Source organism: Mesorhizobium sp. B2-4-13 (genome assembly GCF_006658535.1).
Taxonomy (GTDB): domain Bacteria; phylum Pseudomonadota; class Alphaproteobacteria; order Rhizobiales; family Rhizobiaceae; genus Mesorhizobium; species Mesorhizobium australicum.
The window spans coordinates 540,182-564,271 of record NZ_VFVB01000003.1 but is presented as its reverse complement, the minus strand read 5'-3'; the positions used below and the strand labels follow the sequence as shown (position 1 = coordinate 564,271).

The 24,090-nt window shown below is 64.9% G+C and carries 23 protein-coding genes; 13 read left to right on the top strand and 10 right to left on the bottom strand.

Going from position 1 to position 24,090, the window contains the following annotated elements; genetic code table 11:
- Positions 1–69: 69 nt before the first annotated feature.
- From FJ936_RS10745 to FJ936_RS10720, 6 genes are read right to left on the bottom strand one after another with little or no spacing between them, the layout of a single operon-like run.
- Positions 70–1,092 (bottom strand): ROK family protein, encoded by a 1,023-nt coding sequence (locus FJ936_RS10745; RefSeq protein WP_141906549.1) that lies wholly within the window; start codon positions 1,090–1,092, stop codon positions 70–72.
- A complete protein-coding gene (locus FJ936_RS10740; RefSeq protein ID WP_141906548.1) occupies positions 1,092–1,814 on the bottom strand; it encodes a ribulose-phosphate 3-epimerase in 723 nt (240 codons plus the stop codon). Before FJ936_RS10740 ends, FJ936_RS10745 begins: the two co-directional genes overlap by 1 nt.
- Complete coding sequence (locus FJ936_RS10735) at positions 1,811–2,686, bottom strand: alpha/beta hydrolase (RefSeq protein WP_141906547.1); 876 nt, start codon at positions 2,684–2,686, stop codon at positions 1,811–1,813. The genes FJ936_RS10740 and FJ936_RS10735 overlap by 4 nt, the downstream gene beginning before the upstream one ends.
- A complete protein-coding gene (locus FJ936_RS10730) occupies positions 2,686–3,504 on the bottom strand; it encodes a sugar phosphate isomerase/epimerase (protein ID WP_141906546.1) in 819 nt (272 codons plus the stop codon). Before FJ936_RS10730 ends, FJ936_RS10735 begins: the two co-directional genes overlap by 1 nt.
- Positions 3,504–4,580 carry a Gfo/Idh/MocA family oxidoreductase gene (locus tag FJ936_RS10725; protein ID WP_140617434.1) on the bottom strand — a complete coding sequence of 359 codons (1,077 nt, stop codon included), beginning with the start codon at positions 4,578–4,580 and terminating at the stop codon, positions 3,504–3,506. Before FJ936_RS10725 ends, FJ936_RS10730 begins: the two co-directional genes overlap by 1 nt.
- A gap of 4 nt (positions 4,581–4,584) precedes the next feature.
- Complete coding sequence (locus FJ936_RS10720; protein WP_140715216.1) at positions 4,585–5,406, bottom strand: sugar phosphate isomerase/epimerase; 822 nt, start codon at positions 5,404–5,406, stop codon at positions 4,585–4,587.
- Between the two features lie 611 nt (positions 5,407–6,017).
- On the opposite strand from FJ936_RS10720, the gene FJ936_RS10710 reads away from it, so the two are divergent.
- Entirely contained in the window at positions 6,018–7,166 is a 1,149-nt protein-coding gene (locus FJ936_RS10710; protein ID WP_141906545.1) for a Gfo/Idh/MocA family oxidoreductase, read from the top strand.
- A gap of 77 nt (positions 7,167–7,243) precedes the next feature.
- Positions 7,244–8,197 (top strand): alpha/beta hydrolase, encoded by a 954-nt coding sequence (locus tag FJ936_RS10705; RefSeq protein WP_141906544.1) that lies wholly within the window; start codon positions 7,244–7,246, stop codon positions 8,195–8,197.
- Here FJ936_RS10705 and FJ936_RS10700 read toward each other — a convergent pair.
- Positions 8,185–9,219 (bottom strand): LacI family DNA-binding transcriptional regulator, encoded by a 1,035-nt coding sequence (locus tag FJ936_RS10700; protein ID WP_141906543.1) that lies wholly within the window; start codon positions 9,217–9,219, stop codon positions 8,185–8,187. The genes FJ936_RS10705 and FJ936_RS10700 overlap by 13 nt on opposite strands.
- Positions 9,220–9,474: 255 nt before the next feature.
- Here FJ936_RS10700 and FJ936_RS10695 point away from each other — a divergent pair, with 255 nt between their 5' ends.
- From FJ936_RS10695 to FJ936_RS30495, 3 genes are read left to right on the top strand one after another with little or no spacing between them, the layout of a single operon-like run.
- On the top strand, positions 9,475–10,428 hold the full coding sequence (locus FJ936_RS10695) for a sugar kinase (protein WP_141906542.1): 954 nt from the start codon (positions 9,475–9,477) through the stop codon (positions 10,426–10,428).
- Positions 10,425–11,708 carry a D-tagatose-bisphosphate aldolase, class II, non-catalytic subunit gene (locus FJ936_RS10690; protein ID WP_141906541.1) on the top strand — a complete coding sequence of 428 codons (1,284 nt, stop codon included), beginning with the start codon at positions 10,425–10,427 and terminating at the stop codon, positions 11,706–11,708. The genes FJ936_RS10695 and FJ936_RS10690 overlap by 4 nt, the downstream gene beginning before the upstream one ends.
- A gap of 11 nt (positions 11,709–11,719) precedes the next feature.
- Positions 11,720–11,863 carry a hypothetical protein gene (locus tag FJ936_RS30495; RefSeq protein WP_181763130.1) on the top strand — a complete coding sequence of 48 codons (144 nt, stop codon included), beginning with the start codon at positions 11,720–11,722 and terminating at the stop codon, positions 11,861–11,863.
- A 68-nt stretch (positions 11,864–11,931) separates the two neighbouring features.
- On the opposite strand, the gene FJ936_RS10685 is transcribed toward FJ936_RS30495, so the two are convergent.
- A complete protein-coding gene (locus FJ936_RS10685; protein ID WP_141906540.1) occupies positions 11,932–12,861 on the bottom strand; it encodes an aldose 1-epimerase in 930 nt (309 codons plus the stop codon).
- Positions 12,862–12,912: 51 nt separating this feature from the next.
- Between FJ936_RS10685 and FJ936_RS10680 the strand changes: the two genes are divergently transcribed.
- The 8 genes from FJ936_RS10680 to FJ936_RS10645 all read left to right on the top strand — a co-directional run bounded on the left by FJ936_RS10680 (position 12,913) and on the right by FJ936_RS10645 (position 21,185).
- Complete coding sequence (locus FJ936_RS10680) at positions 12,913–13,713, top strand: FadR/GntR family transcriptional regulator (RefSeq protein ID WP_246680449.1); 801 nt, start codon at positions 12,913–12,915, stop codon at positions 13,711–13,713.
- A complete protein-coding gene (locus tag FJ936_RS10675) occupies positions 13,710–15,437 on the top strand; it encodes an IlvD/Edd family dehydratase (RefSeq protein WP_141906539.1) in 1,728 nt (575 codons plus the stop codon). Before FJ936_RS10680 ends, FJ936_RS10675 begins: the two co-directional genes overlap by 4 nt.
- Positions 15,438–15,448: 11 nt before the next feature.
- The gene (locus FJ936_RS10670) at positions 15,449–16,228 is read left to right on the top strand and encodes an SDR family oxidoreductase (protein WP_140792242.1); all 780 of its coding nucleotides are present in this window, start codon (positions 15,449–15,451) and stop codon (positions 16,226–16,228) included.
- Positions 16,229–16,261: 33 nt separating this feature from the next.
- The gene (gene araD1 / locus FJ936_RS10665; RefSeq protein ID WP_140792240.1) at positions 16,262–17,260 is read left to right on the top strand and encodes an AraD1 family protein; all 999 of its coding nucleotides are present in this window, start codon (positions 16,262–16,264) and stop codon (positions 17,258–17,260) included.
- Positions 17,261–17,313: 53 nt separating this feature from the next.
- Positions 17,314–18,339 carry an ABC transporter substrate-binding protein gene (locus FJ936_RS10660; RefSeq protein ID WP_141906538.1) on the top strand — a complete coding sequence of 342 codons (1,026 nt, stop codon included), beginning with the start codon at positions 17,314–17,316 and terminating at the stop codon, positions 18,337–18,339.
- Between the two features lie 76 nt (positions 18,340–18,415).
- The gene (locus FJ936_RS10655; RefSeq protein WP_140792236.1) at positions 18,416–19,519 is read left to right on the top strand and encodes an ABC transporter ATP-binding protein; all 1,104 of its coding nucleotides are present in this window, start codon (positions 18,416–18,418) and stop codon (positions 19,517–19,519) included.
- Positions 19,516–20,388, top strand: coding sequence for an ABC transporter permease (locus FJ936_RS10650; protein ID WP_141906537.1), 873 nt, complete (start codon positions 19,516–19,518; stop codon positions 20,386–20,388). Before FJ936_RS10655 ends, FJ936_RS10650 begins: the two co-directional genes overlap by 4 nt.
- Complete coding sequence (locus FJ936_RS10645) at positions 20,385–21,185, top strand: ABC transporter permease (RefSeq protein ID WP_140724495.1); 801 nt, start codon at positions 20,385–20,387, stop codon at positions 21,183–21,185. The genes FJ936_RS10650 and FJ936_RS10645 overlap by 4 nt, the downstream gene beginning before the upstream one ends.
- 3 nt (positions 21,186–21,188) lie before the next feature.
- Here the strand turns inward: FJ936_RS10645 and FJ936_RS10640 are convergent, their stop codons facing one another.
- Both FJ936_RS10640 and FJ936_RS10635 read right to left on the bottom strand, forming a co-directional pair.
- Positions 21,189–22,583, bottom strand: a complete 1,395-nt coding sequence (locus FJ936_RS10640) for an FAD-binding oxidoreductase (RefSeq protein WP_140792232.1) — start codon at positions 22,581–22,583, stop codon at positions 21,189–21,191.
- Between the two features lie 214 nt (positions 22,584–22,797).
- A complete protein-coding gene (locus FJ936_RS10635) occupies positions 22,798–24,057 on the bottom strand; it encodes an ABC transporter substrate-binding protein (RefSeq protein WP_140792230.1) in 1,260 nt (419 codons plus the stop codon).
- Positions 24,058–24,090 lie beyond the last annotated feature (33 nt).

Here is a 24,090-nt window from a genome sequence, read left to right as displayed (position 1 = left end):
CACCCCCCGCGAAGGGGTCGCAGCGCGACGGACCGGCTTGCGGCGAGACAGGGCCGCGCAAGCTTGAGCTCAGCCGTTGAAGTCCTTCCGCGTGTCCGGATATGTGCTTGGGCCGACCGGCATGGGAGCCGCCAACGTGCCCAAATCATCGGACAGGACGAGGCTCGCCGCGCCGACCAGCCCGGCGTGGCGGCCGAGCTGGGCCTGGACGACCGGCACGTCGCGATAGGCGCGCATGGCGCGCTGGCGGATGGTCGCCTCGATGACGGGCGCCATCAGGTCCAGGCCATTGGCGATGCCGCCGCCAACGACCAGCACGTCGGGCGAATAGAGGTGCAAAAGGTTGGTGAAGCCAACGCCCAGCCAGCGCGCCTCCTCCTCGAGCAGAGCCAGAGCGAGGTCGTCCTGCAGCCCTGCGGCCTCGACCACGTGGCGACCCGTGACCTCGGCGTTGGCCGAGAGGCGGCGCAGCGTCGAACCGTCCAAAGGAGACGTTGCGGCATTGGCGCGGCGGCCGAGCGCGGTTCCCGAAGCGATCGCCTCGAAGCAGCCGACGACGCCGCACACGCAGCGCTCGCCTTCGTTGGTGATGGTCATGTGGCCGATCTCCGCGGCAAGACCGCGACGGCCGTGCAGGATGCGTCCGTCGGCGACGACGCCACCGCCGATCCCGGTCGAGACGGTGACGAAGACCAGGGAGCGCGCACCGTGGCCGGCGCCGAAGCGCCATTCGCCGAGCGCTGCCGCATTGGCGTCGTTCTCCAGCCGCACCGGCAGGCCGAGCCGCCGCTCGAGGATGTCGGCCAGCGGCACGTCCTGCCAGCCGGCCAGCGTCGGCGGTCCGACGGCGATGCCGGCCAGCGGATCGAGCGGGCCCGGCGCGCCGACGCCGACGCCGAGGATCGACAGCCCCGGCGCTTCGGCATGGACGGTCACGGCTAGCGCCTCGATCTGGGCGATCACCACGTCGGGGCCGGCCTGCGCCTGCGTCGGCACAGCCGCGAAGGCCAGGATCTTGCCGTCACGGTCGACCAGGGCGGCACGAAGCTCGGTGCCGCCAAGATCGATCGCGAGGGCGACTTCAATGCTCATCAGGCCGCGACCTTCAGACCACGCAACCAGCCGATGCGGCCGGCGAGATCCTTGTCGCCGAAAGCGAGCGAACCGAGCACCACGGTCTCGGCGCCGGCGGCGCGCAGCAGCGGCACGGTTTCGTGGCGGATGCCGCCATCTGCGGCGAGCACCACGGCCGACTCACGACCAGCGTTCCTCAGGATGGCGCGGGCTTCGCCCAGCCTGTCACAGGCCTTCTCCGACAGGCCCTGGCCCTTGACGCCGATCGCGGTTCCAAGAAGCGTGACGAACGCCACTTCGGAGACGAAAGGCTTCATCGCCTCTACAGGGGTCTCCAGCCTCAGCACGACGCCGGCCTCGGCGCCGAGTTCATGCGCCAGCCGCACCGCGCGCAGACCCGCCTCGCCGTTCTCGGCGTGGACGCTGATCATGTCGGCGCCGGCCTCGATGAACTGGCGCGTCTGTTCTTCGACGATTGCTTGGTCGACCATCAGATGGACGTGGACGGGCCTGGCCGTCAGTTTGGCGATACGGGCGACGAGATCGGGGAAGAACAGGAAGGACGGCGCGAAATGGCCGTCCGCGACGTCGATGTGGTGCACATCGACATAGGGTTCGATGCGCTGCAAGTCGCTCTCGAAATTGGCGAGATTGGCCGACCACGATGAGAATTCGGCGATCAGACGGTCGCGCGGCAGTGCGGCGATGGCGGCCGGGCCTGACAAAGGCTTCGAGATCATGATTGGTCCTGGTTGTTGAAATTTCTATCGAGAAAGCCGCCGATGGCGGCGCGGATTTCGGTGAAGTGGCGATCCTTGTCGAGGGCTTTCGGCGTCACCTCGGTGAAGGCGGCGCCGGGGATGGTCTCAGCCAGTTCGCGGGCGGTCGCCAGGGGATGGACGAGGTCTATGCCGCTGCCGACGACGAGCGTCGGGATTGCGAGGCCGGTCGCCATCGCCCGCGTCACGCCAGGCCCGTCATTGGCGATCGCCTGCATCACCTCGGCAAAAACGGTCGCGTTGTCACGCGCGAAGAAGCCGAGCAACGAGGCGAGATTGTCCGGGGCCTCCGTGCGAAAGCAGGCCGCCGTTGCCGAAGCCGCGAAGATGTCGCGCGCCTCTTCCAGCGGGTGGTCGCGGAGGAGTTCCGCCACCTCGACGTAAGGGCGCATGTTTTGCGGGGCCGCGTCGAAGGTCCAGGCCGGGCGCACCAGCACCAGGCCGAGGATACGGTCGGGGTGGCGGCTTGCCAGGTTCAGCGCGATCGCCGCCCCCATCGAGATGCCACCGGCAACGAAGCGCTCAATGCCAGCTGCATCGGCAGCGGCGAGCACATCGTCGGCGAACATCCCGATCGAAAAGGGACGCTTGCTGCCGGCACCTGAGCCCCCCTGCGCGCGGCATTCCACCGTCAGCCGGCGGCGCGACGGACTGTCGGGAAAGTTCAGCGCCACCTGCGCGGCATCGCCGCCGAGACCATGCTGGAAGACGATGGGAAGCCCCTGCCCCGTGTCGAAGACGTGGGTGTCCAAGACCTGGGTGTCGAAGACCTGGGTGTCGAAGACGTGGAGCGCAGCGTCGTCGCGCAGCATGATCGTCGGCGCGGCACCCATCAGAGCAGCCCCCGCAGGATGGTTGCGACGCCAGGAGCCTCGTCGGCGGACAAGCCGTGCGTGACCAGCGCGCCATCGAAACCCACCCCCTTCAATCGCGCGACGAAATCCGGGAAGTCGACGACACCCTGGCCTGATGTGGCGAAGCGGCCGTCGGCAAAACGATCCTTGGCGTGCGCCATGGCGATGTGGCCAGCGGCCTCATCGATCGCGGCGGCGACGATGGCTCTCGCTTCATCGGGCTTTGCATGCTCGAACAGGTTGGCGGGGTCGAGCACGATCTTCAGATGCTTCGAACCCATCTCGGCGATCAGCCGGGTCGCATCCATGGCCGAGGTGACGATGTTGGCCTGCTCGGGCTCAATGCCGAGATCGACGCCGGCCTCCTCGGCCAGCGCCAGTGCCTTCGCCATTTCGACGGCCATGTCGAACCAGGCCGACGGACCGGCATTGTCGGGATGGTATGCCCATTGGTCGGCTGCGTTGCGCGAGCCGGTGCAGAGCGTCACCAGTGGGATGTCGAGCTTGGCTGCAGTGTCGATGACCACCGCCAGGCGCCTCAGCCCGTCGTCGCGCGCAGCCTTGTCAGGATGCGCCATGTTGTAGGTGCCCGACAGCGCGGCCAGCGAAACGCCTGACGATCGCGCGGCGGCACCAATGGCGGCGACGGCATTCGCCGGTACGGCATCCGGCATCGACGGCAGGCCGGCGCAGGCGAGATTGAACTGCGTCGTCTCGTAGCCGGCCTGCTTCACGGCAGCCAGCACGGTGGCCGGGTCGGTGCCCGCAAATGTCTTGGCGAAGATGCCGAGGCGCATCAGACCGCACCCGAAACCGAGGCAAGCTCGATCCGCTCGCCAGTCTCCACAGAGCGCGCAATCGCCACCATGGCGCGGATCGACGCGATGCCGTCCCCGACATTGGCGCCGCGCATCGGCGCGCCGGTGAGCACGGTGTCGGCAAGGCCCTCGAGCTGGCGGCGGAAGAAGTGGCCGTCGGCGCCAAGCGGTTTTCGCGAGGTCGCGTCCTTCTCATGGAAGATGTCGACCTCGCTGGCGCGGAAATACCAGGGGTTAAAGGTCCTGGCGATGACGGAGCCGTTCTCGCCATAGAGCTGAAACCCTTCGTGCCAGTCCATGCGTACGGCGACGGTGAGGTCGAGATGGCCAAGCGCGCCGCTGGCGAATTCGGTTTCGACGAACCAGCAATAGGCGCCGAAGCGCTCGTTGAGGCGCGCGCGCACGGCAACGATGTCGCCACAGAGGAAGCGGGCGGTGTCAACCAGATGCGATCCGTGCGCCAGCATGAAATATTGCCTGAGATCAGCCTTGGGGTTTCCGCCGGGCTTTTTCGCGAGCTTGCTGGTGACGGGCAGCGGCTGCACGGCGTCGGTGTTGGTGTAGCGGTGGGTGGAATCGCAATACCAGGCCTTCAGTGCCAGCACCTCGCCCATCTCGTCGCGAACGAAGTCGCGGGCGGCCTCCAGCGCCGGATCGAAGCGCTTCATGTGGCCGACCTGCAGCACCTTGCCGGAGCGTTTCACCGCCTCGGCCAGCGCCTCGCCTTCCTCGACCGAGGTGCCGATCGGCTTTTCGCAGAGAACATGCTTGCCGGCATCGAGCGCCTTGATCGACATTGGCACGTGATAGGCATCCGACGTGGCGACGATGACTGCTTCGAGCTCGGGATCTGCGAGCATGGCGTCATAGTCGGCATACATCTTCTTTGGTTCATAGGTCGCGCCCATGCGGGCGAGCAAATCGGGTGCCGCATCGCAGATGGCGTAGAGGTCGGCATTGCCGGCCTTGACGCAGGATTCCAGATGCGCGAACTGGGCGATCGGGCCGCAGCCGAGCACACCGACCCTGAGGCGTCTGTCCTGTTTCTTGATCATCGTCTCAGGCCCCGTAGCCGCGCATCGTCCGGCGGTTGGTCTTGACCGCGCCGGCCGGATCGGCGGCGGCGGTGTCGGATTCTTCTTCCAGCACCAGCCAGCCGTTGAAGTTCGGCGCGGTACCGGCGATCTCGATGACCTGAGGCGTGTCGCATACGCCTTGGCCCAGCATCGCCCAGGTGCCGTCGGCATCGACGTCCTTGAGGTGGATGTAGCGGATGCGGTCGCGGTAGGTGGTGAGCGTGTCGGCCATGTCCCTGTGGCCGCGCAGGATGTGACCGGTATCCGGCACCCAGCCGACCAGATCGGGGTCGAGCAAGGCAAAAATCGCGTCGTAATCGGCGCGGTCGAACAGCAGCGTGTTGTGGTGCGAACTCGGATGCACCGCCACCTGGACACCCGCCTTGCGGCCGAGTTCGCCGGCCTTGTTGTAAACCTCGGCCGCGACAGCGAATTTGTCGTGGCGTGGCCCGTCGGAGACGACGGTGGCCGAGCCCATCGACACCAGCGCATCGGGAAAGTTTGCCACGAAATCGATCCAGCGCCTGGCGGTTTCGAGATCGGTGCCGATCCCGTCCTTGAGCGTGAAGCCGCTCCTGGAGCCGAAGGCGAAGGAAATGAGCGCCAGACCGGACGACTTCAGCGCGGCGGCGAACTCGGTGGGTTTGCCGGCATAGTGGCCGATCATGGTGTCGGTGATCTCGATGCCGGCATAGCCACCATCGGCGATCGCCTTCAACAGATCGTCGGGGCCGCCGGTGAACCGGTCTCCCAGCATTTCCCAGGTGAAGGTCTGGCAGCCGACTTTGAGGTCTTTCACGTTCATCCTTTCATTCCTTGATCCCGCCCATTCCTTGATGCTGCCCTGCGTCAGCCCTTCGATGATGGAAGAACGGCACGAGTGCAATCAGCGGAACGGTGACGACGGCGGAGGCGCGGCGATATCGCCCGCCAGCAGACAGGGTCCAATCATCCATTGCAACACACGGACCCTGCTCCGTCAGTCTCCTTGGGAGGGACATCCTACTTGACCGAGCCTGGGTCATGCGGATTCGAGCAAGGGCGTCAGCGGGACCTCCAAGGCCTTTTCGCTGTGATCACGGACGATGGCCTGCCCGGTCCAATACGTAGCCAGCTTGATAGGATCGGGGCCATGGTGATCTATGCCTGAACCCGTCGCGGTCCCTGGCCGCCCTCGAAATATCCGACGCGCAAATAACCCACGGGGCTTTGGCGCCCGCGATCGGCGGTTTTCATGTCCGTCATTTTCTCCTCCCGGGGCTGGCAGCCTCCCGATACCGTGCCAGCATTTCCGCATGTTCTATAAAAATTTTACGCGCGTCAATATTTAAAATGTTGTATAGCCATTTCGAGCCCGATCCGGCACCGTCGCGACGGATCGGGCAGACGTGATCGCATTGGGAGGTACGACAGAAAATGCAGGCAAAATCACAGGCCAAACTCGGCATCGGCGTCATCGGATGCGGCAACATCTCGATGACCTACCTGCGCAATGCCGCGCTTTTCGGCGGCATCGAATTGCGCGCCTGCGCCGATATTTCAGCCGAGATGGCGGCGCTGCGGGGCAAGGAATACGGCATCCGGCCCCTCGGCGTCGATGCACTGCTGGCCGATCCCGAGATCGACCTCGTCCTCAACCTGACCATTCCGGCGGCGCATTTCGAAATTTCATTCTCCGCCCTTTCGGCGGGAAAGCATGTCTTCACTGAAAAGCCGCTCGCAACCTCGGCCAGCGACGGCCGCCACCTGGTGGCGGAGGCGGCCAAACGCGGTCTGCTGCTCGGCTCGGCTCCGGACACCTTCCTTGGCGCAGCCGGACGCAAAGCGCGCCGCCTGATGGATGAGGGCGCTATCGGCCGCCCTGTCACCGGCACCGCCTTCATGATGGGGCGCGGCATGGAACACTGGCATCCCAATCCGCAATTCTACTACCAGCCGGGCGGCGGCCCGGTGTTCGACATGGGTCCCTACTATCTGACGATGCTGGTCAACCTGCTCGGCCCGGTCGCGCGTGTCGTGGCGATGGCGACGAAGGGTCAGGAGGAACGGCTGATATCGGCCGAAGGGCCGTTCAAGAACACCACATTCAAGGTCGGCACGCCGACCAATGTGCTGTTGCTGCTCGAATTCCGCTCCGGCGCGACCGTCACTTTCGGCGCTTCATGGGATGTCTTCAGGCATTCCAACCATCCGATCGAACTGCACGGCACGGAAGGCTCGCTGCGGCTGCCCGATCCGGATACGTTCGGCGGCACGGTGTCGCTGTCGGAACGCGGCGCCGAGTGGAAGGATTTCGCCAGCGAAGGCGAGCTCTACGGCGCCCGCAACTGGCCTTACGCGGCCCCCGACCGCGCCAACTACCGCATGCTCGGCGTCGCCGATCTGGTGCGTTCGCTACAGACAGGCGCGACGCCCCGAGCTTCCGGCAATCTGGCGCTGCATGTGCTGGAGATTATGGAAGCGATCCTGCATTCGGGCGAGACGAAGAGTTCGGTCGCCATAACAGGTGACGTCGTCCAGCCGGCCATGCTTGGCGAAGACGAAGCGCGCGGCCTGCTCGCCTAAGCGTTCTTTGTTTTCACGCAATTCCGGACGGAAAACCGCTGCACACTTTTCCTGGAATTGCTTTGACGGAGATGACGATGACGCTCGACCCAGATGCACTGCGTGCCCTGGAAATCGGCCGTGCCGCCGGCGGCGAACCCTTCGAGAATGGCAGCGTCGCGGCGGCGCGGGCCACGTACAACGCTTCGTTCCCGGCGCTGCAGGGCGAGCACGAGCCGGTCGCGGCAACCGAGCAGCAGCAGATCGACGGGCCGAACGGCCGGGTGACGATCCGCGTCCATCGCGGTATCGGCGCGCCGCGGACCGGGGCGCGCGCCGTGCTCTATCTGCATGGTGGCGGCTGGGTGATCGGCGATCTCTCCTCGCATGACGAGATCTGCCGCTGGCTGGCCAATCTTGGCAACGCCGTCGTCCTCTGTCCCGATTACCGGCTGGCGCCGGAGCACAAGTTTCCCGCCGGGCTAGAGGATTGCGCGGCAGCGCTGCGCTTCATGGCTGCTGGAGAACTCGGCATCGACCCGACCCGCATTGCCGTCGCCGGCGACAGTGCCGGCGGCAACCTTGCCGCCGTGCTGGCGTTGTTCGCCCGCGACAGGCTGGCGCCGCCGCTCGCCGCCCAGATCCTGATCTATCCCAATACCGATGCTCGCCAGACGGCGGACAGCTACCGGCGTTTCGGCGACGGCTTCGGGCTCACCGCCGCCACCATGGCCTGGTTCCGCGACCACTATGTGCGAACGCCCCATGATATCGCAGACTGGCGCGTATCGCCGCTGCTGGCTTCCAGCCTCGCCGGCGCGCCGCCGGCCTTCGTCGTGATCGCCGGCCACGACATCCTTGCCGACGAAGGCACGGCCTATGCCGAGCGCCTGCGCGCCGACGGAGTGCCGCTGGTGTTGCGACACTGGCCGGGTCAGATCCACGGCTTCGTCTCGATGGGCCGACACATCCTGGCCGCGCGGCAAACGGTAAGCGAGGCGTCGGCCTGGCTCCGCCTGCAGACGCCGGAGCCGATCACTCAGGCCGACTGACGCATCACCAGGGTCGCGCCAAGCTTGACGTTGCGCGCCAGATCTTGGCCCGGCGGATCGGCCTCGTCCAGCAAGGCCAGCAGGATCTCGACGCTGCGGCCGGCCATGGCGGCGAAGTCCTGCGCCATGGTGGTCAGCGCGGGACAGGTGTAGCGGCTCAGCGGATGATCGTCGTGGGCAGCGACGCGAAAATCGCAATCGGCGCGGCGGCCGATCTTCAGCCCGCGCGAAAAGGCGGCCGCCATCACACCGAAGGCGAGACGGTCATTGGCGCAGAGCAGCGTGCGGGCCGGCAGGCCGCCTTTCTCGAGCGTCCTGTCCATCCATTCATGGCCGATGCGCTCGAAGTCCCAGCTATAGTCGCCAGCCGCCTTGAGAACGGTGGGCTCCAGGCCCGCGGCCTGCATCGTGTCGATATAGCTCTGCAGGCGTTCGCCCGAATTGTGGTTGACGTGCGGGATGTCGACATAGACAGGCGGTTCGCCGGACCGGCAGAGATAATCGACGATGGTCGAGGTGCTCTGGTGGTTGTCATTGCCGACGAATGGTGTGTCGCCTTCGATATAGGTGTCGAAATAGACGATCGGGATGTCCTCGCTCATCCGTTCGAAGACGCCGGGTTCGGAGACCAAGCCCAAGGGCGCGACAATGGCGCCGGCGACCTTCAGCGACATCAGCGTCCTGACCGATTCCGCCTCCAGCTTCGGCGAACCGTGCGAGGAGATGACGATCGGCCAAAACCCTTCGTCGCGACAGCGCCGTTCGATGCGGCTGACCATCTCGGCGTAGAACGGATCGGTGATCGCCGGTACGACGATGCCGACATTGCGGGTGCGCTTGCGGTTGAGGTTGCGGGCAAAAACATTCGGCTGATAGTCGGACGAACTAAGCGCAGCCTCGATGCGCGCCCGTGTCGCCGGCTTCACGCTGGCCGGATCGTCGAAATACTTCGACAGGGTCGGCCGCGAAACGCCGGACGCCCTGGCGAAGTCATCCATCGTCCGGTGGGTCTTTTCCGCCATCTTTATTTCAGGCCCCTTATCCTCAATGCCAGCCTTAACGCTCTAGCCAGAATCAGTCTGTGATCGTCGCGGTGAGGCAGCATTGCTTGAGCGAACTTATTCAGTCAAATTTCCATGTTTCCAGTACAACGTAAAAGCATTGCGCACGTCAAATTATTTATTGACGCTCAGAAAACGACAACTTAGGTTTTGAACATGCATGGACATGGACGCTCTGGGCAAGCGGAGGCCGTCCGGCCGGCAGATGGTGAGGACATGAAGAAACTGGTTTGTGCCGGCGAGATCCTGGTCGAGATCATGGCCGAGCGGATCGGCCAGAGTTTTCGCGTTCCCGGCCCGCTGGTCGGTCCGTTTCCCTCAGGCGCTCCCGCCATCTTCATCGATCAGGCGGCGCGGCTCGGCCAGCCGGCGGGGCTGATCGCGGCAGTGGGCGACGACGATTTCGGCCATTTGAACATCGAGCGCCTGCGTGCCGACGGCGCCGACATCTCGGCCATCGCCGTCCATCAGGGTGCCGCGACCGGAACCGCCTTCGTCACCTATGAGAGCGATGGCAGCCGGCACTTCGTCTACAACATCAAGCAGAGTGCCGCCGGCCTGATCGAGATGGGCGCGGAAGCGCGCGCGCTGCTGGCCGGCGCCGACCATTTTCACGTCATGGGCACATCGCTGTTCTCGCCCAAGGTGATCGAAATTGCCCGCAACGGGATCGAAGCCGTCAAGACGCGCGGCGGCACGGTCTCTTTCGACCCCAACATCCGCAAGGAGATGCTCGATCTACCGGGCATGCGCGACGCCTTGCACTTCGTATTGTCAAAGACCGACGTGTTCCTGCCGAGCGGGCCGGAACTCTTCACCTTCGCCGAGGCAACCGACGAGGAAAGCGCGGTACGCGAAATGCTGGACCGCGGCATCTCCGCCGTCGTCGTCAAGAAGGGCGCGCAGGGCGCCGTCCACTACGACCAGTCAGGGCGCACAGCCTCACCCGGCTTCGTCGTCGAGGAAATCGATCCGACCGGCGCCGGAGATTGCTTTGCCGCAGCCTTCGTCTCCTTCTGGCTGCGTGGAGAGGCACCGGAGAGGGCGCTGCGAATAGCCAATGGCTGCGGCGCGCTGGCGGTGACGAAGAAGGGACCAATGGAAGGCATCGCCTCGCTCGCCACCGTCGAGGCGTTCATCGCGACCGCCAGGACCGGAGCACCGGCATGAGCCAGGCGACCGGCCGACTGGCTAGCATCGCCACGCGCCGCGCGGCCGGCGAACGCTGCGGCATCGCCTCGATCTGCTCGGCCCATCCGCTGGTGATCGAAGCGGCGCTGCGCCACGGCAAGGCGCGCGACGCCGATGTGTTGATCGAGGCCACCTGCAACCAGGTCAACCACGAGGGCGGTTATACCGGCATGACACCGGGCGATTTCCGCCGCTTCGTCGAGACGATCGCTGGCAAGGCCGGCTTTCCCCTGGACAGGCTGGTGCTCGGCGGCGACCATCTGGGACCCAATCCTTGGAAGCACCTGCCGGCGCCCGAGGCGATGGAAAAAGCCGCACGCATGGTGGATGCCTATGCCGAGGCCGGCTTCACCAAGATCCACCTGGACGCCAGCATGGGCTGCGCCGGCGAAGGGGCGGCACCGCCCGACGCCACCATCGCCGCGCGCGCCGCCGAGTTGGCCGAGGTGGCGGAGGCCGCGGTTGAACGAACAGGCGGCACCGGGCCTCTCTATGTCATCGGCACGGAAGTGCCGGTGCCGGGCGGCGCACAGGAGGCGATGGACCATCTGGCGGTGACGACACCGGAGGCCGCGGGTGAGACGGTTCGCATCCACCACGATGCCTTTAGCCGGCGCGGCCTCGACCAGGCTTTCTCGCGGGCGATCGGCGTCGTCGTGCAGCCGGGCGTCGAATTCGGCAATGCCGAGGTCATCGCCTACCGACCGGAACGCGCCCGGGCGCTTGCCGGCACGCTGCGAGACCTGCCGCAATTCGTCTTCGAGGCTCACTCGACCGACTACCAGCCCACAGCGGCGTTGGGCGCGCTGGTCGACGATGGTTTTGCCATGCTCAAAGTCGGACCCTGGCTGACCTTCGCACTGCGCGAAGCCCTCTACGGCCTGGGCCACATCGCCGACATTCTGGTTCCCGACCCGTCGCGGGAAAGCCTGCCGGCGGCCATGGAGCGCGTCATGCTGGCGGCGCCCGGCAACTGGAAAAATTACTATCACGGCTCCGAGGCCGAGCAGCGGATCGAGCGGCATTTTTCCTACAGCGACCGCATCCGTTACTACTGGCCTGCGTCGGCGGCGCGGCAGGCTGTGAACGCGCTGATGCAGGCGCTGGGCGAGCGCGACATCCCCTCACCCCTGATCAGCCAGTATCTCGGCCGCCTCGACGGCGCGGTGGCGAGCGGATCCGTCGCGCCAAAGGCCAGGGAACTCCTCATCGCAGGCGTGACGAACGTTCTCGACATCTATGCCGGCGCAACCGGCTGATCCCGACTTTCATGGCTGTGGCACCAGGATCAGGCGCGCGTGGTGCGGCGCAACTCCAGATCGCGATGCGCGTCAGCGCCGGCGTCAAGGGCTCCGGCTATGGTCGCTTCGGCGGCAAGGCCTCGATCGCCGAATTCACCGATTGCGCTGGATGACGATGGAGGACCCGGGCCAGCACTATCCGTTCTGACATGGCCTCGCTTCGGGCAAGTCGCGGCGAAGATCAAACAGCCAGCGACGGTATGAAGCGGACGCTTGCGGATTGTTTCTGGCCAGGGGCCAGCACAATGCGGCCGGTGTCGATCTCCTTGCCGCCCATCCGGTTGAAAGCATCGGTGATGTTGCTGACCGGCTCGGCGCAAAAGAACGGTTCGCCCGGCGGCGTGTAGAGGACGAGGAAGTCGAGCGGCGCCTCAGCCTCGATGTCCAGTTGCCGTCCGTGTTCGGGCCAGGTAATCCGGGCGCGGCGCGCCCATCCGGTGAAGACAGTGTCGAAGTCCACTTCCGATACGTCAAAGCCGATGGATGGATCGGCCCCCACGGGCGGCGGGACATGCCGGATGGGCAGCACCTCCGCATCGGTTTCCCACATGCCTGATACTCGTGCCTGGACATGCGTCCACGGTGTCGACGGGAAGTAAGGATGGAGACCGAGGCCAACCGGCATCGGCGCGTCCGACAGGTTGCGCACGGCAATGGTCATGCAAAGCCCGCCTTCGGCCAGCGAGATTTTCTGCTCGGCTTCGTAGCTCCATGGCCAGGAATCGGCGGCGTGCCGATAGCGCAGGACGATCATGCTCGCTCCATGGCTCACGACCGTCCACGGGTGACGCCAGCCATGCCCGTGCTCATGGTGTGGATCGTCCGAAGCCGTCGGCAATTGAATGGGGCCTCCCGCGAATTCGAAGCGGCCATTCCTGATGCGGTTGGAATAGGGCACGAGCGGAAAGCAGGCCATGGCGCCGGCATCGCGACGGCCGATCGCCGCTGGGTCGGCCGCACGCAGCCAATCCACGGCCGAACCATCCCGCCACCACCGATACGATGCCAGCGCTCCACCAGCGGCTAGAGCAACTTCAACGGTCGCGATGCCATCGCTGATCGAGACCAGTTCCGTGTGCTGCGCGACGGCCACAGCGGAATTCTTTGTCATCGGCACTCCCAATCCCTTGACTCCAACCGCCATGGCGATAGGACATATCATATGAATAGTATGAAGAATAGAAAATCGTTCAGCACAGCCCGTACGTCACGGGTCGCGGTCGCGGTTTCCAGCGGTTCCACCGCGCTGCACGCCACCGTCGTCGAGCAGATCGGGCTGCGCATCGTGCAGGGCGACTTCCTGCCCGGCGAGGCGCTGCCCAATGCCGACGATTCCAGCGAGATGCTGGGGGTCAGCCGCACAGTGCTGCGCGAGGCGATCAAGGTGCTGGCGGGCAAGGGCCTTGTCGAATCGCGGCCGAAGACGGGCACGCGGGTACGTCCTCGCGCCGACTGGAATTTTCTCGACCCCGACGTCCTGTCCTGGCGCTATGCCGGCGGTGTCAGTGCCGAGGATGTGCGGGCGCTGTTTGAACTGCGCCGCGCCATCGAGCCGATGTCGGCGGCCCTTGCCGCGCAGCGCGCGACGCTGGCGCAGATCGCCGAGATCCACGCAGCGCTGGCCGAAATGGAAGCACTGAGCGATGACGGCGACCGCTTCGCCAAGCCCGATTTGGTGTTCCACCAGACCATATTGCGCATGACCGGCAACGAGCTGATCGGCTCGCTGGCCGCACTGGTCGAGACTGCGTTGGTAATGAGCTTTCGCCTCTCCAACGACAATCCGGAAGGGCAGCGCCATTCCTTGCCGCTGCACCGGCAAGTCGCCGAGAAGATCGCCGCCGGCGACGCCGCCGGCGCGCAGAAGGCATTGCTGGTGCTCATTGACAATGCCGAGGATGACGTGCGCCGCAGCGTCGAGAACCGCAACAAACGCCGCAACGAGCGGGGCCTGCAATCGTGACCGAGACCAAACGCAAATTGCGGTCTGAAGCCTGGTTCGGCGGCGAAGGCAAGAACGCCTTCATGCACCGCAGCTGGATGAAAAACCAGGGCATTCCCGCTGATGCTTTCGACGGCCGCCCGGTCATCGGCATCTGCAACACGTGGTCGGAACTGACCCCGTGCAATGCGCATCTGCGGGCGCTCGCCGATCACGTCAAGCGCGGCGTCTATGAGGCCGGCGGCCTGCCGTTCGAATTTCCCGTGATGTCGCTGGGCGAGAGCAACATGCGCCCCACCGCCATGCTGTTTCGCAACCTGGCCAGCATGGATGTCGAGGAATCCATCCGCGGCAATCCGATCGACGGCGTCATCCTGCTTGTCGGTTGCGACAAGACCACGCCGGCGCTCTTGATGGGGGCTGCCTCGTGCAACCTGCCAACCATCGCCGTCTCCGGTGGGCCGATGCTGAACGGCAAGTTCCGCGGACAGGATATCGGCTCGGGCACGCATGTCTGGAAATTCGCCGAGGAGGTCAAGGCCGGCCGCATGCCGGTCGCCGACTTCCTTGCCGCCGAGCAGGGCCAGAGCCGGTCGGCCGGCAGCTGCATGACGATGGGCACCGCCTCGACCATGGCCAGCATGGTGGAAGCGCTCGGCATCGGCATGCCGGACAACGCCGCGATCCCGGCGGTGGATTCGCGCCGAGGCGTGCTTGCCCAGTTGGCCGGACGGCAGATCGTCGATCTTGTCCACCGCGACGTGACGATTGCAAAGATCCTTACCAGGCAAGCCTTCGAGAATGCCATTCGCGTCAATGGCGCGATCGGCGGCTCGACCAATGCGGTGCTGCACCTGATCGCCATCGCCAACCGGGTCGGTGTCGACCTCGGCCTCGATGACTGGGACCGCCTTGGCCGCGGCGTGCCAACCATTGTCGACCTGATGCCGTCGGGCCGGTTCCTGATGGAAGATTTCTACTATGCCGGGGGGCTAGCTGCGGTCATGGCGTCGCTTGATGAAGTGGGGCTTCTTCATCGCGACGTCATGACCGTCAGCGCCAAGACCATCGGTGAACTGATCGACGGCGCGCCCAACTACAACCGAGAGGTCATACGGCCGCTGCGCGAGCCGCTGACCAAGGAGGGCGGTATCTCGATCCTGCGTGGCAATCTGGCTCCCAACGGCGCGGTCATCAAGCCGTCCGCGGCAACGCCCGAACTGATGCAGCATCGCGGCAAGGCGGTCGTCTTCGAGAACATCGAGCATTACCATGCCCGCATCGACGATCCGGAGCTGGATATCGACGCCTCCTCGGTGATGGTGCTGAAGAATTGCGGACCCCGCGGTTATCCCGGGATGGCCGAGGTCGGCAACATGCCGCTGCCAGCCAAGCTGCTCAGACAAGGCGTTTCCGACATGGTGCGCATTTCGGACGCGCGCATGAGCGGTACCGCCTACGGCACGGTGGTGCTGCATGTGGCGCCGGAGGCCGCGGCCGGTGGTGTGCTGGCCCTGGTGCGCGACGGCGATCTCATCGAGCTCGACGTCGCCGGCCGCCGTCTCGAGCTTTTGGTTTCGGACGAGGAACTGGCGATCCGCCGCCGTGACTGGAAGCCGCCGGAGCCGCCGCAGGGTGGCTACCAGAGCCTCTATGTCGAGCGCGTGCTGCAGGCCGACAAGGGCTGCGACTTCGACTTTCTCGTCGGTCGGCGCGATGCCGGCATTCCCCGGCATTCCCATTAGAGAGGGGCGCGATGACGGATCAGATCGGCAGCTACGCGACCTACCCCAGCCTGAAGGGCCGCAGCGTGTTCATAACCGGCGGCGGCAGCGGCATCGGTGAAAGCCTGGTGCGCCATTTCTGCGCGCAAGGCAGCCGCGTCGCCTTCGTCGATCTGGCCGAGGAGCCTTCACGGCGCCTGGTCGATGCGATCGCGGCCGAAGGGCATGCCGCGCCGCTATTCATTCCCTGCGACCTGCGCAATGTCGAGCAGCTGCAGGCGGCGGCCGTCGAGGCGATGCGGCACAACGGCCCGATCCAGGTGCTGTGCAACAATGCCGGCAATGACGACCGCCACCAGACCAAGGACGTCACGGTGGCCTATTGGGACGACCGCATGGCGGTCAATCTGCGCCACCAGTTCTTCGCCGCCCAGGCGGTGCGTCCGCAGATGGGCTCGCTGGGCGGCGGCTCGATCATCAATTTCGGTTCCATTACCTGGATGGTCGGCGATCCCGACTGCCCTGCCTATGTCACTGCGAAAGCCGCTGTCTACGGCATGACGCGGGCGCTGGCCCGCGAACTCGGCCCCGAGCGCATCCGCGTCAACTGCATGGTGCCTGGCTGGGTGATGACAGAGCGCCAGATGCGGCTATGGCTGAACCCCGCCGGCGAACGCCAGATCGCGGAGCGGCAGTGCCTGCCCGACCGGCTGCAGCCATCCGACATTGCGCGCATGGCGCTGTTCCTCGCCGCCGACGACAGCCTGATGTGCACGAGCCAACAGTTCATCGTCGACGCGGGCTGGGTGTGACCCCGTACGGCCTCTAGGGAAGAAGGGTATTTCATGCGTCTTGTTCAGTACACAACGATCGATGGCGGCAGGCGGGCCGGCCGCGTTTCCGATGACGGCAATCGCCTGCATCCACTCGACAAGACAAGCACCGTGCTGGAGCTCGCCGAAGCGGCGATCGCCCAGGGTGCATCGATCGCGGCGCTGGTCGAGAAGCGGACGGGTGCGGCCACGATCGACTATGGCGAACTGCTGCGCGATGGCCGCGTGCTCGCTCCCGTCGACCATCCGGAACCGGCGCGCTTCCTGGTCACCGGAACCGGCCTCACCCACACCGGAAGTGCCGCCGCGCGCGACAAGATGCATGTGCTGACCCATGGCGAGAACGCCGAGGAATCGGATTCGCTGAAGATCTTCCGCATGGGCCTGGAAGGCGGCAAGCCCGGCGCCGGCAAGATCGGCATCCAGCCCGAGTGGTTCTTCAAGGGCGTCGGCACCTGTGTCGTGCCGCCTGGCGCCGATCTGCCGATGCCTGCCTTCGCGAAAGCCGGCGCCGAAGAAGCCGAGATCGTCGGCCTTTACCTCAATGGGCCGGATGGCCGCCCCTATCGCATCGGCTATGCGCTGGGCAACGAATATTCCGACCATGTGACGGAGGCCGAGAACTACCTCTATCTCGCCCACTCGAAACTCCGCTCCTGCTCGATCGGACCGGAGCTTCTGATCGGCGACCTGCCCGAAGAAGTGCGTGGCCATTCCCGCATTCTGCGCGACGGCACTGTTATCTGGGAACAGGAATTCCTGTCGGGCGAAGCGCACATGTCGCATTCGATCGCCAATCTCGAACACTTCCATTTCCGCTACCCGATGCACCGCAGGGCGGGCGACCTGCACGCCTATTTCTTCGGAGCGGCGGTGATGAGCTACGCCTCCGGCGTCAAGACGGCTTCCGGCGACGAGTATGAAATCCAGGCACAGACATTCGGCAAGCCGTTGCGCAACCGGATGGTGTCGGTGCCGGACGAGGGACTGGTCGCAGTCACCCAGCTGTGACGGCGATAGCCCCGGAAATTACGGTCCACCAGAACGACAATGGGAGATTAAAAATGGGACTGAAGAAAGCGTTTCTGAGACTAGCGACCATCGGGCTCGGCATCGGCCTGATGACGTCGGCGGCGCTGGCCGCGAACCTTCGCGTGCTGGCCTGGGACGGTTATGCCGACCCGGACTGGGTGAAGGACTTCACCGCCGCCACCGGCATCGGCGTCGATGTCGTCTTCATCGGCAGCGATGACGAAATCTGGGCCAAGATCAAGGGCAGCGAAGGGCAGGACTTCGACGTCTTCGCCGTCAATACCGCCCAGTTGCAGCGCTACATCAAGGCCGATCTGGTGTCGCCGATCGACATCACCAAGCTGCCGAACCAGAAGGACGTGCTGCCGCGCTTCCGTGATCTGTCTAAGGTCAGCGGCGACACCAAGGACGGCAAGGTCTACGGTATTCCGTTCTGCTTCGATTCCATCGGGCTGATCTACGACACCGACAAGGTCAAGCCGGCGCCGACCTCTATGTCCGTCCTGTGGGATCCGGCCTACAAGGGCAAGATCCTCGCCTACGACAATGGCGAGCACAATTTCTCGTTCACCGCGCTGACGCTCGGCTACAAGGATCCGTTCAACCTCGACGAAAAACAGATGGCGGCGGTGAAGGCCAAGCTGGTCGAGCTCAAGCGCAATGTGCTGAGCTTCTACACCACCGCCGACGAGGCGCAGCAGATCTACCAGAACAATGATGTTGCGCTGATCTGGGCCAATTATGGCCAGCAGCAGGTGAAGGCACTGCAGAAGATCGGCGCCCATGTCGCCTACGTCAATCCGAGCGAAGGCGCGCTTGCCTGGCTCGACAACTGGGTAATCTCCAAGGGTGTCCGCGACAATGCCGCGGCCGAGAAATGGATCGACTTCATGCTGACGAAGAAGGTCAGCGGCGCGCTTTCCGAGCGCACCGGATTCGGCAACACGGTGGTCGAGTCGAGCAGTGCGGGCGGCAACGACAAGCTGGTCTGGCTCAACAATGTCGAGGATCCCCTCAAGCGTTCGGACTTGTGGAACGAGGTCAAGGCGACGCCCTGATCCCTTCCGCGCCTGACTTCGAAGGACCCGGCGGTCCGGACGTTCCGGACCGCCGAAGCGTATGCGAGAATATCCCATGAGCCAGAACACCGACCTCTTGACGCTGCGGTCCGTCTCGAAATCCTACGGCACGGTTCCCGTGCTGCACGGCATCGACCTGTCGCTCCGGGACGGTGAGTTCCTCACCGTTCTTGGGCCGTCGGGTTCGGGCAAGACCACGGTCCTGCGGCTGATCGGCGGGCTGGAGCCGCTGACGTCAGGCGAGATCCGGCTGGACGGCCAGGACATCAGCCGCATGCCGATCAACAAGCGGCCGTTCAACACGGTGTTCCAGGACTATGCGCTGTTCCCCCATATGACCGTCTCCGGCAATGTCGGCTATGGGCTTTCGGTGCGCCATATCAAGCGCAAGGAGATCGCCAGCCGCGTGGCGCAAGCCCTCGATCTGGTGCAGCTCGGACGTTTCGCCGAGCGCTTTCCGGCACAGCTTTCCGGCGGCCAGCGCCAGCGTGTCGCGCTCGCCCGGGCGCTGATCTGCCAGCCGCGCCTGATCCTGCTCGACGAGCCGCTGGCGGCACTCGATCTCGAATTGCGCCGGCAGATGCAGGAGTTCCTGAAATCCATCCAGCGCGAGATCAAGACCACCTTCCTGTTCGTCACCCACGACCAGGAAGAAGCGATCGGCATGGCCGATCGGATCTGCGTCATGCAGGCCGGCCATATCCGCCAGCTCGGCACGCCGCATGAGCTCTACTACAAGCCGAATTGCGAATTCGTGGCGCGCTTCTTCGGCGAGAACAATCTGGTGGCTGGAAAACTCGGTCCGGTGCAAGGCGAGCAGCGACCGATCGAGACGGCACTCGGACGGCTGGTCTGCTCGATCAGCGACCAGCCGCATCTGAAGATTGCCCCGGATGGCGCCGCGGCTTTCGCGGCGTTCCGCCCCGAAGCCTTGCATCTCGCGGACGCCCGTGATGGCGCCAATCGCTTTTCCGGTGCCATTGCCGATCTCGCCTTTGCCGGCTCGTCGACGGTCGCCACGATCATGGCGGGGGCGGACGATGCCGCGCAGCGCCTGCGGCTGCGCATGCCGAGCCGGATCGACGGCAGCATCTTGAAATCCGGCGAGACGGTCTCGCTTTCGTTTGCGCCGCATGAAGGCCATCTGGTGCTGGCATGAGCGGAACCGGCTCGACACACGCCGCGCAACGGCGACTGTCAGGGCTGGTGACGGTGCTGGCATTCGCCTTGCCGGTTATCTTCGTCCTCGTGCCGCTGGCGATCTTCCTGGTCTACAGCTTCTTCAGCGTCGACCAGGGTACGATCGTCCATGCACCGACGCTCGGCAACTATGTCAGGTTCTTCACCGATCCGATCTTTCTGCCGGTGTTCTGGAACACAATCGTGCTGTGCGTATCGGTGGCCGTCATCTGCATCCTTCTCGCCTATCCCGCCGCCTATTTCCTGACGACGCTGAAGGGGCGGTGGCGCTATGCCCTGCTGATGTTGCTGCTGGTGCCACTGCTGATGAGCTACGTCATCAAGATCTACGCGATCCGCAGCATCCTCGGCCTCAACGGCTTCCTCAACAAGGCGCTGGTGGCGCTCGGGATCCTGGATCAGCAATCGACGCTTTTCGTCTTCAACATGAACGCCATCCTCTTGACGCTGAGCCTGCTTTTGATCCCGTTCGCCATCCTGCCGATCTTCCTGTCGCTGGAGCGGATTCCGCAGACCTTGCTGCGCGCCTCGGATGACCTGGGCGCCAGCAGCCTGCAGACATTCCTGCGCATCACCTTGCCGCTGAGCCTGCCCGGCGTCGCCTCGGCGGCGAGCTTCGTCTTCGTACTGGCGATCGGCGATTTCCTGACACCGCAGATGGTCGGCGGTATCAGCGGCTTCACCTTCGGCCGCATCCTCTACAGCCAGTTCGGCACGGCCTATAACTGGCCGTTCGGCGCCGCGCTGTCGGTGGCGCTTGCGATCGTGGTGATCGCCGCCATTCTCATTGGCGAACGGTTCGGGCGCAGCCGGGGTACGTCGGTATGAGCGCGCTGCCCCGGCCTTCCACTGTCTTCCTGGCCGCGATTACGACGCTGGTCGCGGTACTGCTTTACAGCCCACTGTTCGTGCCGATCGTGTCGTCGTTCTTCACCATTTCGCATGGCAATGTCGACTGGTCGTCGCCGACCTTTTCGACCTATGTGGCGCTGGCTGAAAACCATGACATCCTGACCGCGTTGCGCACCACGCTGATCGTCGGCGTCTGTACCGTGATCCTGTCGGTGGTCAGCGGGACGCTGCTGGCGCTCTACTATCACGGCCGCCGCTCGGGACGTTCGGTTCTGCAGTTCATCATCTTCCTGCCATTCCTGATGCCGCCTATCATCAGCGGCCTGGCGCTGCTGATCTTCTTCCGCGAGATCGGCCTCGAACGCTCGCTGCTGACGGTTGTCATCGGCCACACCGTGTTCGTGCTGGCGATCGTCTACCGCACTGTGCTGATGCGGCTGCAGTCGATGAGCCGCACGCTGGTCGAAGCATCCTACGATCTCGGCGCCAGCGGTTGGCAGACCTTCTGGCGCATCATCCTGCCGAACCTGTCGAGCGCCATGGTCGGCGGCGCCATCCTGGCCTTCGCGCTGTCGTTCGACGAGACGATGATCACCATCCTGGTCACCGGCACGCAAAGCACGCTGCCGGTGCGGCTGTGGGCGATGATGCGGCTAGGCTTCTCGCCCGACATCAACGCGCTGGTGGCGCTGATCCTGATGTTCACCGTGCTGCTGTGCGTGCTCGCCGCCCGTTTTCTCATTCCCAGGCAAATGGCGACGGAACGTACCTGAGTTTCAAACGGTTGGGTCAAGGTCGAAGACTCGTCCGGGATTGAGGATGTTCTTCGGATCGAGCGCCGTCTTCAGCCGCCGCATCGTGGCGATCTCGGCGTCACTGCGCACCAGATTCAGCCACTGCTTCTTGTCGAGGCCGATGCCATGCTCGGCCGACACGCCACCTCCGGCCGCCGCCACGCCGCGATAGATGATACCGTAGGCCGCCGCCGGGTCCGCCGTCAGCACCTGATAGTGCAGGTTGCCGTCCCCGAGATGGCCGAAGACGTAGATGTCGGCACCGGGATCGACCGCGCGGATGGCGGCATCCGCTTCTTGCAGGAACGCCCCCATTCGCGCCAACGGGATGCTGATGTCGACGCCGATCAGGCCTTTCATCGAAAACAGGACGCGGTTGGCGTCCTCCCGCACATCCCACAGCGCGCGGAATTCGCGCGGCGATTGGGAGACGACAACATCGTCGACGACGCCGTCCTCGACCGCCTGCATCAAGACCTCGGCGAAGCGCTCGCCGTCACGTTCTGGCTCACTGCCCTGGATTTCGGCCAGCACATAGACGGGTGATCCGGCCGGAAGCGGCGCCGGCATGGCCATGCTGGCGACCATGACGTCATAGAGCGGCGCGATATTGACCTCATAGGCGGACAATAGCGGGCCGAGCTTTTGCCGCAGCAGCCCAAGCAGGCCAATCGCCGCATCGAGCGAAGGCAGCGCGCAGAAGGCGTTCACCTCGGATGCGGGCTTGGGATGCAGCCGGAGCGCGGCGCGGGTGACGACGCCAAGCGTCCCTTCCGCGCCGATGAAGAGTTGGCCGAGGTCGTAGCCGGAATTGTCCTTGGGCAGGCCTTTGAGCGACGTCAGCACGGTGCCATCGGCGAGTACCGCCTCCAGCCCCAGCACCTGTGCCCGGTACATGCCATAACGCAGCACGCGGATGCCGCCGGCATTGGTGGCGATGTTGCCGCCGACCGTGGCGGAGCCGCGCGCGCCGATATCGACGCCGAACATCAGCCCGGCGCCGTCGGCCGCTTCCTGCACCGATTGCAGCGTCGCGCCAGCTTCGGCGACGATGGTGGCGGTTTGACGATCCGGGGCGGCAAGGCCGGTCATGCGTTCCAGCGATAGCACGACCTCGCCCGGCTGGACGCGGGCGCCACCGGCCAGCCCGGTCCGCCCGCCCTGGACGACGACCGGCTGGCCAAGAGCGTTGCACGCGGCGAGTGCCGCCGCGACATCCTCGGCATCGCGCGGGCGCAGCACGGCTTCGGGAAGCACGCCGAGCTTGCCGTCGGGATCGTCACGATAGCGCTGGTCCACGTCGGAGCCGGCGAGCATGCCGCCCGCGCCCAGCCTGTTGCCAAGCGCGGAGAGAAGCCGTTGTGTTTCAGGCGACATCCGGCTCAGGCGCCTGCGTGACAAGGCGCATCGTCAGCGTCCAACAACCGGATGGCCCGATGAGTATCCTTGTCCAGCACGCTCGCCATCCCTTGAACTGCAGCCGGCCGATCCTATTCGCGCCCGCTTCTCGTGCAAGCGATATCGACCTGTCTCAGACTATGCCGGCATCGATCGCGATGGGCGAGATCGATGCCGGAAGTACAGCGTCGGCTTACTGAAGCTTGGCCTGCAGCGCGTTGACGTCGTCGGTGGTCATTTCACCATCAGTCGTCACCTTGCCGTCGGCGATCTTCCACAGCCGGAACGGGCCAGTGATGTCGCCAAACTTGTCGAAGGCGACGGGACCGATGACGCCTTCATAGCGGATCGGCTTGCCGTCCTTGATCAGGCCGAGCGCCTTGGCGAATTCTTCCTTGCCGGCATAAATCGGCGTGCCGGCGGGATCGACTGCCTTGTACATGGCGTCCTTGATCTTGGCCGGGTCCTCGGAGCCGGCAATCGCGATGGCGAGCCCGACAATGGCGCCGGCATCATAGGAGCGGTCTGCCGCGGGATTTGACGGTTCGATGCCGGAAAACGCCTTGTAGTTCTTGGTGAAATACTCCGTCGAGGCGGTCGGGCTGGTGCCGGAAGACGTGCCATAGGCGTCCTTCAGATAATCGGCGCCGACGGACTCGATGAAATCGGGGCTGTTCATGCCGTCATTGAGCAGGAATTTCTGCACGCCGCCCTGCGAAATCCAGGTGCGGGCGATGGTGGCGCCGTCGACGGGCGTGCTGACCAGGTACAGTCCATCCGGTTCGCCACCCATCGCCGCGGTGACTTCCGAGGCGTAGCTCGACTGCTTCTCGTTGTAGGGCGTGTCGGAGACGATGGTGCCGCCGAGCGCTTTGTAGGCACGCGAGAATTCGGCCACCATGTTGACGCCGAAGTCGTTGTTGACGTGGATGATCGCCAGCTTCTTGAAACCCTTGTCGACGGCATATTTGGCGGCGGCCACGCCCTGCAGCGCATCCGAGGTGATGGTGCGGAAAAAGATACCGTTGGTCTTGCCGTCGCGGCCGAGTGTCGTCAGCGTCGGCGAGGACGACGCCGGCGAGACCTGGACGATCTTGGCCGGCGCGGTCACCGAGGTCAGGATCGGGATCGACACCGAGGAGATGATGCCGCCGATGATCACAGGCACTTTCTTGACCTGAACCAGCTGGGTGGCGGCATCGACCGCGATGTTGCCCTGGCTCTGGCTGTCGCGCGTGTCGGTGGCGAGATCGCAACCGCGCACGCCGCCGGCTTGGTTGATGTCGCGGAAGGCCATTTCGACCGACTTGGCGCCGGCCTGGCCGTATTCACCGGCCGGACCGGTCAGTTCCATGACGAGACCGATGGTGATCTTGCAGTCGGCGGCCTGTGCGGCACCCGCCATCGTCACGAGAGCAAGTGCCGTGGTGAGCTGGAGTAACGTCTTTCTCATTGTTGTTCCCCTTGAGTTACACGAACTGATTTG